The sequence below is a fragment of the Aeromonas sp. NJAU223 genome (assembly GCF_051125555.1).
GTDB lineage: Bacteria > Pseudomonadota > Gammaproteobacteria > Enterobacterales > Aeromonadaceae > Aeromonas > Aeromonas veronii_G.
In genome coordinates this window covers 2987549-3002083 of sequence record NZ_CP144204.1, presented here as the reverse complement: position 1 = coordinate 3002083, position 14535 = coordinate 2987549, and the positions used below count along the sequence as shown (strand labels likewise).

The 14535-nt window shown below is 63.9% G+C and carries 14 protein-coding genes; 7 read left to right on the top strand and 7 right to left on the bottom strand.

What is annotated here, in order from left to right; translation table 11 throughout:
- Positions 1–277: 277 nt before the first annotated feature.
- From trpA to VZC39_RS13495, 6 genes are all read right to left on the bottom strand, one after another.
- Positions 278–1084: a tryptophan synthase subunit alpha gene (gene trpA / locus VZC39_RS13520; protein ID WP_434663194.1), complete on the bottom strand. Its 807-nt coding sequence runs from the start codon at positions 1082–1084 to the stop codon at positions 278–280.
- Positions 1081–2274 carry a tryptophan synthase subunit beta gene (trpB, locus tag VZC39_RS13515; protein WP_434663191.1) on the bottom strand — a complete coding sequence of 398 codons (1194 nt, stop codon included), beginning with the start codon at positions 2272–2274 and terminating at the stop codon, positions 1081–1083. Before trpB ends, trpA begins: the two co-directional genes overlap by 4 nt.
- Before the next feature lie 85 nt (positions 2275–2359).
- Positions 2360–3793 (bottom strand): bifunctional indole-3-glycerol-phosphate synthase TrpC/phosphoribosylanthranilate isomerase TrpF, encoded by a 1434-nt coding sequence (gene trpCF / locus VZC39_RS13510; RefSeq protein WP_434663188.1) that lies wholly within the window; start codon positions 3791–3793, stop codon positions 2360–2362.
- An 80-nt stretch (positions 3794–3873) separates the two neighbouring features.
- Positions 3874–4887, bottom strand: coding sequence for an anthranilate phosphoribosyltransferase (gene trpD / locus VZC39_RS13505; protein ID WP_434663186.1), 1014 nt, complete (start codon positions 4885–4887; stop codon positions 3874–3876).
- Positions 4888–4897: 10 nt separating this feature from the next.
- A complete protein-coding gene (locus tag VZC39_RS13500; protein WP_434663183.1) occupies positions 4898–5497 on the bottom strand; it encodes an aminodeoxychorismate/anthranilate synthase component II in 600 nt (199 codons plus the stop codon).
- Between the two features lie 80 nt (positions 5498–5577).
- A complete protein-coding gene (locus tag VZC39_RS13495) occupies positions 5578–7239 on the bottom strand; it encodes an anthranilate synthase component 1 (protein WP_434663181.1) in 1662 nt (553 codons plus the stop codon).
- 425 nt (positions 7240–7664) lie between these two features.
- On the opposite strand from VZC39_RS13495, the gene rnm reads away from it, so the two are divergent.
- The 7 genes from rnm to VZC39_RS13460 all read left to right on the top strand — a co-directional run bounded on the left by rnm (position 7665) and on the right by VZC39_RS13460 (position 13303).
- Positions 7665–8546 (top strand): RNase RNM, encoded by an 882-nt coding sequence (gene rnm / locus VZC39_RS13490; protein ID WP_434663178.1) that lies wholly within the window; start codon positions 7665–7667, stop codon positions 8544–8546.
- Positions 8547–8687: 141 nt separating this feature from the next.
- Positions 8688–9308, top strand: a complete 621-nt coding sequence (locus VZC39_RS13485; protein WP_349918636.1) for an L-threonylcarbamoyladenylate synthase — start codon at positions 8688–8690, stop codon at positions 9306–9308.
- Positions 9301–10179, top strand: a complete 879-nt coding sequence (locus VZC39_RS13480) for a segregation and condensation protein A (RefSeq protein ID WP_434663176.1) — start codon at positions 9301–9303, stop codon at positions 10177–10179. The genes VZC39_RS13485 and VZC39_RS13480 overlap by 8 nt, the downstream gene beginning before the upstream one ends.
- Positions 10163–10756, top strand: a complete 594-nt coding sequence (gene scpB / locus VZC39_RS13475) for an SMC-Scp complex subunit ScpB (protein ID WP_434663173.1) — start codon at positions 10163–10165, stop codon at positions 10754–10756. Before VZC39_RS13480 ends, scpB begins: the two co-directional genes overlap by 17 nt.
- Before the next feature lie 102 nt (positions 10757–10858).
- Positions 10859–11782, top strand: coding sequence for a 23S rRNA pseudouridine(2605) synthase RluB (gene rluB / locus VZC39_RS13470; RefSeq protein WP_349918632.1), 924 nt, complete (start codon positions 10859–10861; stop codon positions 11780–11782).
- Positions 11783–12030: 248 nt separating this feature from the next.
- Entirely contained in the window at positions 12031–12903 is an 873-nt protein-coding gene (tesB, locus tag VZC39_RS13465) for an acyl-CoA thioesterase II (RefSeq protein WP_349918630.1), read from the top strand.
- Positions 12904–12931: 28 nt separating this feature from the next.
- A complete protein-coding gene (locus VZC39_RS13460) occupies positions 12932–13303 on the top strand; it encodes a glyoxalase superfamily protein (RefSeq protein ID WP_434663169.1) in 372 nt (123 codons plus the stop codon).
- 49 nt (positions 13304–13352) lie between these two features.
- Here the strand turns inward: VZC39_RS13460 and VZC39_RS13455 are convergent, their stop codons facing one another.
- Positions 13353–14528, bottom strand: a complete 1176-nt coding sequence (locus tag VZC39_RS13455; protein ID WP_349918626.1) for a dicarboxylate/amino acid:cation symporter — start codon at positions 14526–14528, stop codon at positions 13353–13355.
- Between the last annotated feature and the right edge of the window lie 7 nt (positions 14529–14535).

The following is a 14535-nucleotide window of genomic DNA, read 5'->3' as shown; positions in this document are numbered from 1 at the left end:
TGGCCTTTCTTTTGGTGACTTTTCTTTGGCCACGCAAAGAAAAGTCACTCGCCCAAGCCCGAAGGGCGGGCGAAACCCCGTCGAGGGCAGGGCCCTCGCATCCTGCGTGGCAAAGCCACGCTATCTCAACCAATCCGCGAACGTCTGATTACGCTTCGCTAATCAAACCTACAGAGAAGCCAACCGCTGACGCCGGATAACAAAAGGGAGCCCAAGTGGGCTCCCTTTATGCTGGCTGGCTGGTCAAGGCCAACGGCATTTGACCCTATACCTGCCCCTACTTATTGGTCGCCGCCTTCATCCCTTCCACAAATTCCTTCAGGCGAGTGAGCATATGCTCCGGGTTCTTGTGGTGGGTCTCGATGATCTTCACCACGGCGGAGCCGGAGATGGCACCGGCGGCGCCGGCCTTGATGGCCTCGCGTACCTGGGCCGGTTCGCTGATGCCAAAGCCGAGCAGGGCGGGGGGAGCCTTGAACTCGCGCAAGGTGTTGATGAGGCCATCCACCGGCATGCCGGCCTTGGTCTCGGCGCCGGTCACGCCGGCGCGGCTCACCAGGTAGGTGTAACCGCTGCCGAGCTCGGCAACTGCCTTGAGCGTCTCGGTGTCACCGTTGGGCGGGGCGATAAAGATGCTGTCGATACCGAACTTGTCGGCCGCCGCCTTGTAGGGCTCGCACATCTGCACCGGCACGTCCGCTACCAGCACGGAATCCACCCCGGCCTGCTGGCACTTCTCGTAGAAGCCGTCGATGTGGCGCACATAAACGAGATTCGCGTAGACCAGCAGGCCAATGGGGAGCTCCGGGTACTTGGCGCGGATGCGGCCAAGCAGGCCGAAGCAGTCGTCCGGGGTGGTGTGGCTGGCAAAGGCCCGCAGGGCCGCGCCCTGAATGGTGGGGCCGTCCGCCACCGGATCGGAGAAGGGAATGCCCAGTTCGAGGGCATCGGCGCCCCCTTCGACCAGGGCATCGACGATGGCCAGGGACAATTCGGGGGTGGGGTCACCCAGCATCACGAAGGGCACGAAGGCGCCCTGATTGGCCTTGTCCAGACGGGAGAAGAGTTGTGCGTAGCGATTCATGACAAGGTTCCTTCTTTTTCAAAGATGTCGGCAACGGTGAAGATGTCTTTGTCGCCACGGCCGGAGAGGTTGACGATCAGCACCTGCTCTTTCTCAGGTTCGCTGCGGGCCATCTTGAGGGCATGGGCCAGGGCGTGGGAGGACTCCAGCGCCGGTATGATGCCTTCGGATTTGGCCAGCTCCTGGAAGGCGTCAAGCGCCTCCTTGTCGGTGATGGAGACATAGTCGGCGCGGCCGATGGAAGCCAGGTGGGCGTGCTGGGGGCCGACGGAGGGGAAGTCGAGCCCCGCCGAGACGGAGTAGGACTCCTGAATCTGCCCCTGGTTGTCCTGCATCAGGTAGGAGTGCATGCCGAAGAAGACCCCCTTGCTGCCGTGACCCAGGGGTGCACCGTGCTCGCCGCTCTCGATGCCGTGGCCACCGGGTTCGACCCCGATCAGACGCACCGAAGGCTCATCGATAAAGTCAGCAAACATGCCGATGGCGTTGGATCCGCCGCCGACGCAGGCGATCACGGCGTCGGGCAAGCGCTCTTCTTTTTCGAAGCACTGGGCCTTGGCCTCCTCGCCGATCATCTTCTGGAACTCCCGCACTATTGTGGGGAAGGGGTGAGGGCCGGCTGCGGTGCCGAGCAGGTAGTGGGCGCTGTCGTAGTTGGCAGCCCAGTCACGCAGCGCCTCGTTGCAGGCATCTTTCAGGGTGGATGAGCCCGAATGCACAGGTATCACTGTGGCCCCCATCAACTTCATGCGAAATACGTTCGGCTTCTGGCGTTCGCAATCCTTGGCACCCATGTAGACCCGGCACTTGAGGCCGAGCAGGGCGCAGGCCAGTGCGGTGGCGACCCCGTGCTGACCGGCGCCGGTCTCGGCGATGATCTCGCTCTTGCCCATGCGCTTGGCGAGCAGGGCCTGGCCCAGCACCTGGTTGGTCTTGTGGGCGCCGCCGTGCAGCAGATCTTCACGCTTGAGGTAAAGCCGGGTCTTGGTGCCCTTGGTCAGGTTGCGGGTCAGGGTCAGCGGGGTTGGGCGACCGGCGTACTCGGTCAGCAATTCCTCGAACTCGGCGACGAAAGCCGGGTCTTCCTTGGCATCGACGAAGGCCTTCTCCAGCTGGAGCAGGGCGGGGACGAGGATCTGGGGCACGTACATACCGCCAAACTCCCCGAAGAACGGATTGAGCAGAGTCATGGGACTATTCCTTGTATTTATAGGCGAAAGCGATTCATCAATTTGGTGCATGTTCAGCGGCGCAGGGCGCTCTTACCGTTGGCCCTTATAGTTGACGCAGTGCGCCAAAGGCGGCCGCTATCTTGTGTGCATCCTTCTGGCCCGGGGCACTCTCCACCCCGGAGTTGAAATCAAGACCCAAACAGCCCACCTGGGCGGCCTGCAAGGCGTTGTCAGCGTTCAGGCCGCCCGCCAGCATCAGCCTGGATTTGTCGAGCCCCGCCAGCAGGGTCCAGTCGAAGGCCTGGCCGGTGCCGCCGCTCTGGCTGCCGACCTTGGTATCCAGCAGCAGGCGATCAGCCGGGAAGTCGAGGGCGGGCAGGGGCTCGCCGCTGGTCTCGCCGAGGGTAATGCCCACGGCCTTCCAGATCTCGCAGCCCGGGGGCAGCAAGGGGCGCAGACCCTCGACATAGGCGGCGTCTTCATCCCCGTGCAGCTGCACGGCGGCAAGCCCCAGGGCATCCACCGTCTTGGCGATGGTGGCGGCCTGGGCATTGCGAAACACCCCCACATAGGAAAGGGGCGCACCCGCCATCACCGCGCGGGCGGCGGGGATGTCCACGTAGCGCGGGCTCTTGGATACGAAGATGAGGCCGCCAAACACCGTACCGGCCTGATGGGCGGCAGCAGCGTCCTCGGGGCGGGTCAGGCCGCACACCTTGTTCTGGCCGAGGGTGAGCTTGCGCACCGCGGCCTCGAGATCTGCCTCTTCCATCAGGGATGACCCCACCAGGAAGCCCTTGGCATGCAGGCGCAGTTCGGCCACCTGGGCACGATTGCGGATACCGGACTCGCTGATGACAATGCGATCGGCGGGGATGCGGGCGGCCAGCTGGCCGGTGCGGGCGATATCGACGCTCAAGTCCCGCAGGTCGCGGTTGTTGATGCCAATCACTGGCGCGCCCAGCGCGATGGCGCGCTCCAGCTCTTCTTCATTGCTCACCTCGGTGAGCACCCCGAGGCCCAGCTCCTTGGCGACCGCGAACAGGGCGTTATAACCCTCGTCGGTGAGCACGGAGAGCATCAGCAGGATGGCGTCCGCCTGATAGTGGCGGGCCAGATAGACCTGATAGGGGTCAATCATGAAGTCCTTGCACAGCACGGGTTGCTGGACCCGGGCGCGCACCCTCGGCAGAAACGCGAAATCCCCCTGGAAGAACTTCTCGTCGGTCAGCACCGAGATGGCGGTGGCGTACTTGCCATAGACATCGGCGATGGCCTCCGGGCTGAAGTCATTGCGGATCAATCCCTTGGAAGGGGAGGCCTTCTTGCATTCCAGAATGAAGCGGGTGGAACCAGCCCGCAACTGCCCCTCGAAGTCCCGATCGCTTGGCACCAGAGCGCCCTTGAAACTCTCCAGCGGCTGGGCTTCCTTGCGGGCCGCAATCCAGCCCTGTTTGGCAGCTACAATCTTGCCGAGAATGGTCTGGCTGATGGAGGCCATGTTCAAGAAAGCATGAGGAGCAATGATGTCTGACATCTCGTTATCCTTGCGAAGCTGACTGCCCTGCGGGCGTTCTGAGTGAGCGCCTTGTGGGCGCTCTTTGATCGTGGCTGACATCATGCCTCCTGATGGCTCAGGGTGGCCAGCGCCTTGGCGAGGGCGCTGCACTCGCCGCTGGCGAGCTTGGCCAACACCAGAGCGGCGGCCTGCTTGAAGTCCGGTGCCTTGCCCGCCATTACCAGCAGGGGCGCTACGTTGGCGGCAATGGCGGCGTTGTGGGCCGGGCTGCCTTCACCCGCCAGGATGGCGGCGGTGATGGCGCGGTTTTCTTCCGGCTCACCGCCCTGGATGGCACTGACCGGATAGGTTTCGAGGCCAAAATCCGCCGGGGTGATGAGGTACTCGCGAATTTCACCGTCCCGGATCTCGGCCACCTGAGTCGGGCCGTGGATGGCGATTTCGTCAAGCCCCGCGCCGTGTACCACCATACCGGTTTTCAGACCCAGCGCCAGCAGGGTTTCGGCGATGGGGCGCACCAGTTCCGGGGCATAGACCCCCATCAGCTGGTAGGTGGGGCGAGCGGGGTTGATGAGCGGCCCCAAGACGTTGAACAGGGTGCGGGTCTTGAGGGCCTGGCGCACCGGCATGGCGTGGCGCACTCCTGCGTGGTACTGGGGGGCGAACAGGAAGCAGATGCCGAGCTCATCGAGGCAGCGGCGCGCCTGCGCCGGGCTCATGTCGAGCTTGATCCCCATCTTGTCCAGCAGGTCGCTCGAGCCGGATTTGCTCGAGACGGAGCGGTTGCCGTGCTTGGCCACCTTCAGGCCGCAGGCGGCGGCCACCAGGGCCGAGGTGGTGGAGACGTTGATGGTGTTGAGACCATCGCCACCGGTGCCGACGATGTCGCAGAAGGCATAGTCCGGGCGCGGGAAGTCGCGGGCTTCGGCCAGCAGCGCATCGGCGGCGCCGGCGATCTCCTCCGGGGTTTCCCCCTTGAGTTTGAGGGCGGTGAGCAGGCTGGAGAGCACGATGGGATCCACTTCGCCGCGCACCACCTGACCGAAGGCATCACGCGCTTCATCGCGAGAGAGGGACTGTCCCTGATAGAGGGTATTGAGATGTTGATGCATGGGGGTCTCCTTACCGCACACTGCTTTCGGGACGCGTCACGTGGGCGAGGGCCTGGGTGAGCAGGCGGGCCCCTTCGCTGGTCATGATGGATTCTGGGTGGAACTGGAAGCCGAGCACGCGCTCGCCGCGCTGTTCGATGGCCATGGGCATGCCCTGATAGTGGGCAATCACGGCCAGCTCCTCGGGCACATAGGTCGCGACCAGGGAGTGGTAGCGAGCCACCGGCAGCGGGCTCGGCAGACCGGCGAAGGCGCCGTGGCCGTTGTGCTCAATGAGGGAGCGCTTGCCGTGGACGATTTCACCCGCCGCACCGACGGTGCCGCCGTAGGCTTCGCACAGGGCCTGATGACCGAGGCAGATGCCGATGATGGGCACCCGGCCGCGGGCCAGCTTGATGAGGTCAATCAGGCAACCCGCCTCATGGGGAGCGCCCGGGCCCGGGGAGAGCACCAGCACGGCGTCGCCACCGGCCGCTTCGATCTCATTCATGATGCGGCTCGCTGGCAGGCTGTTGCGGTAGATGCGCACCGGGTAGCCGAGAGTACGGAACTGATCCACCAGGTTGTAAGTAAAGGAATCGAAATTATCGAGCAGGAAGATGTTAGTCATGATACTGCTCCTTCGAAGGGCGGAACTGATCGGCAACCTGGCAGTAAGTGAACGAGTCGAAGTTATCGAGCAGGAAGATGTTAGTCATGGCGGGCCTCCTTGTGCTGCACTGACTGGTGCTCCTGCAGACTCAGGGCCTGCAGGGAGGTGCCATGGCTGGCGGCGATGGCGGCCAGCACGGCGGCGGCCTTGGCGCGGGTCTCGTCCGCTTCGGCTTGGGGCTTGGAGTCATAGACCACGCCGGCACCGGCCTGGACATGGGCAAGGCCGTCTTTCACGAAGGCGGAGCGGATGACGATGCAGGTATCCATCTCCCCCTCACCGTTGAGATAGCCCACGGCGCCGCCGTAGCTGCCACGGCGCTTGCCTTCCACCATGCGGATGAGCTCGCTGGCGCGCAGCTTGGGGGCGCCGGTCAGGGTGCCCATGTTCATGCAGGCCTGATAGGCGTGCAGGGCATCGAGATCGGCACGCAGGGTGCCGACCACCCGGGAGACCAGGTGCATCACGTGGCTGTAGCGATCCACTTTCAGCAGATCCTTCACGTAGCGGGTGCCGGGCTCCGAGATGCGGGCGATGTCATTGCGACCCAGATCCACCAGCATCAGGTGTTCGGCCACTTCTTTCTCGTCCTGGCGCAGCTCCAGTTCGATGCGGCCATCCAGGTCCAGATTGATGCTGCCATCCGGGTTGAGGCCACGACGGCGGGTACCGGCGATGGGGTACATCTCCACCTGGCGGCTGCTCGCCTCGAACTTGACCGCGCTCTCGGGGGAGGCGCCAAACAGGGTGAAGCCTTCGTCCTGCACGTAGAACATGTAGGGGCTGGGGTTGGTCTGCTTGAGGCGACGATAGGCGGCGACGGGCTCGGGGCAGGGCAGGGAGAAGCTGCGGGACGGCACCACCTGGAAGATGTCGCCACGGCGAATGAAGCCTTTGAGCTTTTCGACTTCGGCGCAGAACTGCTTGTCGCCCTTGTCGACATTGAGTGCGCCGGTCAGCGGCTGGGTGGCTTGCGCTCTGGATTGCGGCTGCTGGCAGGCTTGCTTGAAGGATTCGAGGCGGGCGGTCAGGCGGGCGTAGCGCTCATCGAGCTGGCTGTCGTCCTCTTCGCCGCCGCCACTATTGCCACCAAACAAGCAGGCCAGCAGCTGGGTGCTCTGCTTGATGTGATCGATGGTGATCAGGGTCTCGGCCACGTAGAAGCAGTAGTCGGGGCAGTCGTTGCTGCCCTCCGGCACGGCGGGCAGATCCTCGAAGGAGGCGATGAGGTCGTAGGCGAAGCTGCCTCCCATAAAGAGAGCCTCTTTACCGAGCTGGCACTGCAGCTCCCGTTGCAGGGTGCGCAGCACGTCCAGCACGCTGATCCCCTTGAGGCGGCTGTCTTCGTCAAGTTCCCGATCGGAGGCCGGGAAGGTGAGGCAGAGTTCGCCATCGTCCTGGGTGCGGGTGATGAGGGCGGGCAGACGCTCATCGAGCAGGGTCTGCAGGCGCTCGCCGTTGTCGTTGAGAGCGCGTACCCGCACGGTGCGACCGCGGCACTCGATGCGAAGGCAGGCATCCACCAGCAGCAGGCTCTGGGTGCCGGCCTTGGAGTCGATCTCCACGGATTCCAGCAGCAGGTTGTTGGGGCGGCCCTGACAGAGCTGGCTGTAGAGCGCCAGCGGGTCTGTCACATAGGGGGCGTTGAGCCGGATGGTATCGAATTCGCCCAGGGGTAACCGGGTCTTGTTGCCTGTCATGATGCGTTCCCTTGCAGCTGTTCTGTGTAACCGATGTTCATGATGTTGAGTCTCTTGAAAATGGATGGATGGGGTCGCCTCAGTGGGCCCGCCATCGCCCTGCTTGTACGCTGATCAGAATTCTCGGTTTCATCAGATGTCCATTTGCCGGATAATAAAAAAGCCCGCTGGGGTCAGCGGGCTTTTTCTCTGGGTTCTTAATTTGCTGTCAGATTTCAGGTACAGCAACGACCACACGCCCGCATGTCAGGGAATGTGCCACCACCAGCTATGGGTCAGGGTGATTGTCGTTTGCATGATAAAATCCTGTATCGATCTGTTTGCACTTGAAGTGTCTACAGAAAACGCTAAAGCTGCGGCCAAGTCAAGTCGCTTTTTTGCCGCTTTTTGCCAAGCGGATCAGTCAACGAGAGCGAAACAAGCCGATGAGATTCGATCTTCACTGTCATACCACGGCCTCGGATGGGGTGCTTTCGCCCTCCGACCTGGTGCGCCGCGCCGCCGAAAAAGGGGTCGAGGTGTTAGCGGTCACTGACCACGATACCCTCGCCGGCCTTGATGAGGTGCGCCAGACCATGGTCGCAGAGCAGCTGCCCCTGCGGCTGGTGAGCGGGGTCGAGATCTCCACCGGTTGGGAGCATCACGAGATCCACATCGTGGCGCTCGGGGTGGATGAACAAGATCCGGGGCTCACCGCCTTCCTGGCCACCCAGCTGGCCCGCCGGGAGGCCCGCGCCGAGGAGATAGGGCGTCGTCTGGAGAAGTGCCAGCTGCCCGGCACCTATGAAGAGGCCAAGGCCCTGGCCGGTGACGCCGCCGTGACCCGCGCCCACTTCGCCCGGGTGCTGATGGCCCGCGGGGTGGCGGACAACATGCAGAAGGTGTTCAAGAAGTACCTGAGCCGGGGCAACAAGGGCTATGTCCCCGCCGAGTGGCCCGAGATGGCGGTGGCCATCGAGGCCATCCACGGCGCTGGTGGCCTGGCGGTGCTGGCCCATCCCAGCCGCTACGATCTCACCGCCAAGTGGATCAAGCGGCTGCTGGTGGCCTTCAAGGCCGCGGGGGGGGATGCCATGGAGGTCTCCCTGCCCCAGCAGAGCCCCCAGGAGCGCGCCAACCTCGGTCAGTGGGCCAGGGAACACGATCTCTACATCTCGGTGGGGTCGGACTTCCACTTCCCCTCCAGCTGGACCGAGCTCGGCTGTCACCTCTGGTTGCCCAAGGAGGGAATGCCGCTCTGGCTCGGCTATCCTGGCCACTTTGGCCTCAGCCCCGAGGAGCATGCCAGCCTGCTGGCCGCCCGCTGAGGCGCGGATTGGGAGGCTGAGAAGCCATTTTTAACTTTTGGCGCGAGCGAGTCTTCGCCAAAGGCGTTAAGGTAGTGTCATGGGCGCAGGCCCTTGACCATGAAGCGGGCACGCCGCGTGCCCCTATCGCGAGAACAGCATATGAGTCAGCATTTTTACGTACACCCGGACAACCCCCAGGCCCGTCTCATCGGCCAGGCGGTGCAGATCCTGAAAAACGGCGGCGTCATCGTCTATCCCACCGACTCCGGTTATGCCCTGGGCTGCCAGATGGGCAACAAGGATGCCCTCGAGCGTATCTGCCGCATCCGCCGCATCGAGCCGAACCATGATTTCACCCTGGTGTGCCGGGATCTCTCCGAAATCGCCACCTACGCCAAGGTGGACAATGGCGCGTTTCGCCTGATCAAGAACAATACCCCGGGGGCTTACACCTTCATCTTCAAAGCGACCAAGGAAGTACCGCGCCGCCTGATGAACGAAAAGAAGAAGACCATCGGCATCCGGGTGCCCGCCAACAACATCGCCCTCGCCTTGCTGGAAGAGCTCGGTGAGCCCCTGCTCTCCACTACCCTGATCCTGCCGGGCTCCGAGATGGCGGAGTTCGACCCGGAAGAGATCGCCGACAAGCTCGGCAAGCAGCTGGATCTGGTGGTCAACGGCGGTTATCTCGGCGAGCAGCCCACCACTGTGGTGGACTTCTCCGACGACGAGCCCGTGCTGCGTCGTCGCGGCGCCGGGGATCCCACGCCGTTTGAATAAGGCCGCCGACACGGCGACCCGGGACCCGGGTGAGGGCAACCCCCCCCCGCCCGTCCCGGCGCCGCCCATCGCCACTGTCCTGGGGCAGCCCTATCATGAGCTGCCCCAGGATTTGTTTATTCCGCCGGATGCGCTTGAGGTGTTCCTCGACACCTTCGAGGGGCCCCTCGATCTCTTGCTCTACCTCATCCGCCGCCAGCAGCTGGATATCCTGAACCTGCCCATCTTGCAGATCACCGCCCAGTACATGGAGTACGTGGAGCTGATGCAGGGGCTGAACCTGGAGCTCGCCGCGGAATATCTGCTGATGGCGGCCTGGCTCGCGGAGATCAAATCTCGCCTGCTGCTGCCCAAGGCGCCGGAGCTGGAGGATGACGAGGAAGGGGAAGATCCCCGCGTGACCCTCATCCGTCGCCTGCAGGAGTACGAGCGCTACAAGCTGGGGGCCGAGCGGCTGGACGCATCGCCCAGGGTGGAGCGGGAGATCTATGTGGCGAGCGCCTTGCCGCCGGATTTCGGCGCCTTGAAGCCGCTCACGCCCGATGTTTCACTGGTTGAGCTCGCCCTTTACATGCAAAGTGTGGTAAAACGCGCGACTCATTTTGAGCATCACCAGATCCGCCGGGAACAGATCCCGACCCGGGTGCGCATGGCGGAGATCCTGGCCATGTTGTCCCTGGGCCAGACCCTGCGCCTCGATCAGGTGCTCAAGGCTGAAGAGGGGCGCATGGGGGTGCTGGTGACCTTCCTGGCGTTGCTGGAGCTGTGCAAGGAGTCGCTTATCTGGATTTTGCAGGCCGAGCCGCTCGGTCCCATCCACTTTGCATTGGCCAGTGCGCCCGAGGAGGGCAACCATGGCGCTGCCCACTGAACGGCTGAAGACATTGATCGAGGCGGCGCTCTTCGTCGCCGGTCGCCCGCTTTCGGTGAGTGAACTCAAGGGGGGCGTGCTCTCGGACTACCCGGTCACCGGTCGCTACGTGCAACTGCTGCTGGCCGAGCTCAAGAAAGAGTACGAGACGCGGGGGGTGGAGCTCAAGGAGGTCGCCTCTGGCTGGCGCTTCCAGGCCCGCCAGGAGTATGCCGAGGAGCTCTCGAGGCTCTGGAGCGAGCGGGCACCGCGCTACTCGCGGGCCGTGATGGAGACGCTGACCCTGATCGCCTATCGCCAGCCCATTACCCGGGCCGAGATTGAAGCCATCCGTGGGGTGGCGGTGTCGAGCCAGATCGTCAATACCCTCAAGGATCGTGGCTGGGTGCGCAGCATCGGCCACAAGGAGGTGGTGGGGCGCCCCGAGCTGCTCGCCACCACCCGGGAGTTTCTGGATTATTTCAATTTGCGCAGCCTGGAGCAGCTCCCCGAGCTGGACCCCGAGCTGCAGACCCCCCTCGCCGGTTTGTCCGGGGAAGGGCTGGGCGGCCAGAGCGGCCAGAGCGTGCCGTCATGAGCCGAGAAGTATCAAGCGGTGAGGGCGCCACACGTGGCGTCATCACGAAAGCCACCGTTGCCCTTCATCATGCGGGCAGCGATCAACAATCAGGTAAACCCGATGAGTGAAAAACTGCAAAAAGTATTGGCCCGCGCGGGTCAAGGCTCCCGTCGTGAGATGGAGGCCCTGATCACCGCAGGTCGGGTCAGCGTGGATGGCAAGGTCGCCACGCTGGGGGATCGCGTCGAAGTAAACGCCGTGATCCGGGTGGATGGTCACCAGGTCAAGACCCGTGCGGCGGAAGAGCAGATCTGCCGCGTGCTGGCGTACCACAAACCCGAAGGGGAGATGTGTACCCGTCACGATCCGGAAGGGCGTCCCACCGTGTTTGATCGTCTGCCGAAGATGGACGGGGCCCGCTGGATAGCGGTGGGTCGTCTGGACGTCAACACTTCCGGTCTCTTGCTGTTCACCACCGACGGCGAGCTGGCCAACCGGCTGATGCACCCGAGCCACGAAGTGGAGCGGGAATACGCGGTGCGCGTGTTTGGCGAGATCACCGAAGCCATGTTGCAGCGCCTGCGCAAGGGCGTGCAGCTGGAAGACGGCATGGCCAAGTTCAACAAGATCAAGCCGGCCGGCGGTGAAGGGCTGAACCAGTGGTTCAACGTCACCCTGACCGAGGGTCGCAACCGCGAAGTGCGCCGCCTGTGGGAATCCCAGGAAGTGCAGGTGAGCCGCCTGATGCGCATCCGCTACGGCGACGTCACCCTGGATCGCGGCATCCCCCGCGGCGGCTGGCAGGAGCTGAAACTCCCCGAGGTGAACTACCTGCGCGGCCTGGTCAATCTGCCCAACGAAACCGAGTCCAAGGTGGACTTGCAACAGGACGGCAAGGCCGGTCGCCACAAGCAGGCCGCCCAGATCCGCCGCGCGGTCAAGCGCCACAAGGAGATGCAGGGCAAGGAGCCGCGTGCCCGCAGCACCACCGCCCGTCGCAAGCCGACCTCCTCCACCCGCAACTCGGGGACCGGCAGCAAGTAAGCCTGCCCGGGGGTGAGCTCGTCGCCACGCCTTGAAAGCCCGCACCACCTGGTGCGGGCTTTTCTATTTCTGGGGGTTACCCGCGGCGGGCAGGGTCGCTCAGCCGGGGAATGGGGGCATTTTCATTCATAATACTAATGGATTTTCATTTTGATAAATTTTTCTATCACTGCGTGTCAGGCTGCGGGAGCGGTTGCTCTGCCTGGGCTGGCTTGTTAGCCTTGCCCGCACTGATACAGGAGAGATGAATGAGCAAGGTATTGGATGAGCTGCTGGCACTGCTGGCGCTGGAGAAAATCGAGGAGGGCCTGTTTCGGGGCCAGAGCCAGGATCTCGGTCTGCGGGCCGTGTTTGGCGGACAGGTGATGGGGCAGGCCTTGTCAGCCGCCAAGCAGACGGTGGCGAGCGATCGCCAGGTGCACAGTTGCCACTCCTACTTCCTGCGCCCGGGGGATGCCAACAAGCCCATCGTCTACGACGTGGAGAACATCCGCGACGGCCAGAGCGTCTCCACCCGCCGGGTCAAGGCCATCCAGGGGGGCAAGCCCATCTTCTACCTCAACGCCTCCTTCCAGGTGGTGGCCGAGGGCTTCGAACACCAGGCCCGGATGCCAGAGGGGATCACCCCCCCCGAGCAGCTCAAGAGCGAGCTGGAGCTGGTGCGCCCCTATGAGCAGGTGATCCCGCCGGCCCTGCGGGACAAGATCCTGTGCGAGAAACCCATCGAGATCCGCCCGGTGACCCTGGTCGACCCGATCCGGCCCGATGTGCACGAGCCCCTGCGCTACACCTGGTTCAAGGCCAACGGCCCGGTGCCGGACGATCAGCGAGTGCACAACTACCTGCTGGCCTATGCCTCGGACTTCCACTTCCTGTTCGCCGCCCTGCAACCTCACGGCGTCTCCTACTGGGAGCCGGACATGCAGGTAGCGACCATCGATCACTCCATGTGGTTCCACCGGGAGTTCCGGCTGGATGACTGGCTGCTCTACGTGGTAGACAGCCCGAGCGCCAGCGGCGGTCGCGGCCTGGTGCGCGGCCAGTTCTTCACCCGTGACGGGGTGCTGGTGGCCAGCACCATGCAGGAAGGGGTGATCCGCCGCCGGGGCAGCAACCCATGAGTTGCTCAAACGGCCGGGGGATGAACCTGTGATCGTGCCCATTCTGCGCAGCTTCGATGAGGGCAAGTTGCGCGCCTTCTACCTCGATTACCTGGGGTTCGTCATCGACTGGGAGCACCGATTCGGCCCGGACCTGCCGCTCTATCTGCAGATCTCCCGGGGGGAGTGGGTCATCCACCTCTCCGAGCACCACGGGGATGCCTGCCCGGGGGCGGCCCTGCGCCTCTCCACCGACCAGCTCGATGCCCTGTTCGCCGAGTGGCGGGCCAAGGGCTATCCCAACGCCCGCCCCGCCATCGAGACCATGCCCTGGGGTTGCCGGGAGCTCACGGTGCGGGATCCCTTCGGTAACCGGCTGGTGTTTAGCGAGCCGTTGCCGCCGGCAGAACACGCCTCATAAAAAAACGGGAGCCACTGGCTCCCGTTTTTTTATTGGCTGATGTGGCCTGTCAGGCCGCTTCCTGCTCGGCGACCGGCAGGCTTTCCCCTTCGGCGAAGCGGTCGGCCCAGAGGGCGATGACGCCGTCACCGGTGACGTTGCAGGCGGTGCCGAAGCTGTCCTGGGCCAGGTAGAGGGCGATCATCAGGGCGATGGAGGCCTCACCGAACCCGAGCATGGAGGTGAGCAGGCCCAGCGCCGACATGACGCCGCCGCCCGGGGCACCGGGGGCCGCAATCATGATGACGCCCAGCATCATGATGAAGGGCAGCATGGTGCCGATCCCCGGGATGGCCAGGTGCTCGGAGAGGAACATCACTGCGGTGGCGCAGGTCACCAGGGTGATGGTGGAACCGCACAGGTGGATGGTGGCGCACAGGGGAACGGTGAAGTTGGCGATCCCCTCGCTCACCCCGTTGTTCTTGCTGGCTTTCAGGGCGACCGGGATGGTGGCGGCGCTGGACATGGTGCCAAGGGCGGTGAAGTAGGCGGGCAGCATGTTCTTGATGAGCATGGCCGGGGAGCGGCCCAGCGCCAGACCGGTGGCGACGAACAGCACGGAGAGCCAGATCCAGTGCATGGCGATGGCCATCACCAGCACCACGCCGAAGGTCTTCAGGGTGGCGAAGACGGTGCCTTCCACCGTCATCTCGACGAAGACGCCGGCGATGTAGAAGGGCAGCAGCGGAATGATCACCCGGGCCAGCAGGCGGTCGATGATGTCACGGCCCTGATCCGCGACCCGGCGCAGATCGGTGGCCTGGGTGGCGCTGATGCCGATGCCGAACACGAAGGCGGCGGCGAGGGCCGACATGACCCCGAACAGCGGCGGTATCTCCAGGTTGATGTAGGAGCTGAGCTTGATGGCCGTCTCCGTGCTGGCCTCGGCGGCCGTGGTCAGGTGCGGGATCAGGTGGCTCGCCACCGTGAAGGCGAACAGGCCCGCCAGTATGGTGGAGCAGTAGGAGAGGGCCACCGTCTTGCCCAGCAGCTTGCCGGAGTTCTTCGGCAGGCTGGCGATGCCGCTCATGATGAAGAACAGGATGATCAGGGGGATGGTGAAGGTGATCAGCTGACCGATGACCGTCTTGGCCGTAAACAGCACGCGTGCGACCCATTCCGGGGCGTAGAGACCGAGCAGGAGACCGGCGAGGATGCCGGCAATCAGTTTAAGGACAAGTTTCATGCATTAA

Excerpts from the sequence above, each read along its gene's own strand:
- trpA (WP_434663194.1), bottom strand. The coding sequence starts at position 1,084 with ATGAATCGCTACGCACAACTCTTCTCCCGTCTGGACAAGGCCAATCAG.
- trpB (WP_434663191.1), bottom strand. The coding sequence starts at position 2,274 with ATGACTCTGCTCAATCCGTTCTTCGGGGAGTTTGGCGGTATGTACGTG.
- trpCF (WP_434663188.1), bottom strand. The coding sequence starts at position 3,793 with ATGTCAGACATCATTGCTCCTCATGCTTTCTTGAACATGGCCTCCATC.
- trpD (WP_434663186.1), bottom strand. The coding sequence starts at position 4,887 with ATGCATCAACATCTCAATACCCTCTATCAGGGACAGTCCCTCTCTCGC.
- VZC39_RS13500 (WP_434663183.1), bottom strand. The coding sequence starts at position 5,497 with ATGACTAACATCTTCCTGCTCGATAATTTCGATTCCTTTACTTACAAC.
- VZC39_RS13495 (WP_434663181.1), bottom strand. The coding sequence starts at position 7,239 with ATGACAGGCAACAAGACCCGGTTACCCCTGGGCGAATTCGATACCATC.
- rnm (WP_434663178.1), top strand. The coding sequence starts at position 7,665 with ATGAGATTCGATCTTCACTGTCATACCACGGCCTCGGATGGGGTGCTT.
- VZC39_RS13485 (WP_349918636.1), top strand. The coding sequence starts at position 8,688 with ATGAGTCAGCATTTTTACGTACACCCGGACAACCCCCAGGCCCGTCTC.
- scpB (WP_434663173.1), top strand. The coding sequence starts at position 10,163 with ATGGCGCTGCCCACTGAACGGCTGAAGACATTGATCGAGGCGGCGCTC.
- rluB (WP_349918632.1), top strand. The coding sequence starts at position 10,859 with ATGAGTGAAAAACTGCAAAAAGTATTGGCCCGCGCGGGTCAAGGCTCC.
- tesB (WP_349918630.1), top strand. The coding sequence starts at position 12,031 with ATGAGCAAGGTATTGGATGAGCTGCTGGCACTGCTGGCGCTGGAGAAA.
- VZC39_RS13455 (WP_349918626.1), bottom strand. The coding sequence starts at position 14,528 with ATGAAACTTGTCCTTAAACTGATTGCCGGCATCCTCGCCGGTCTCCTG.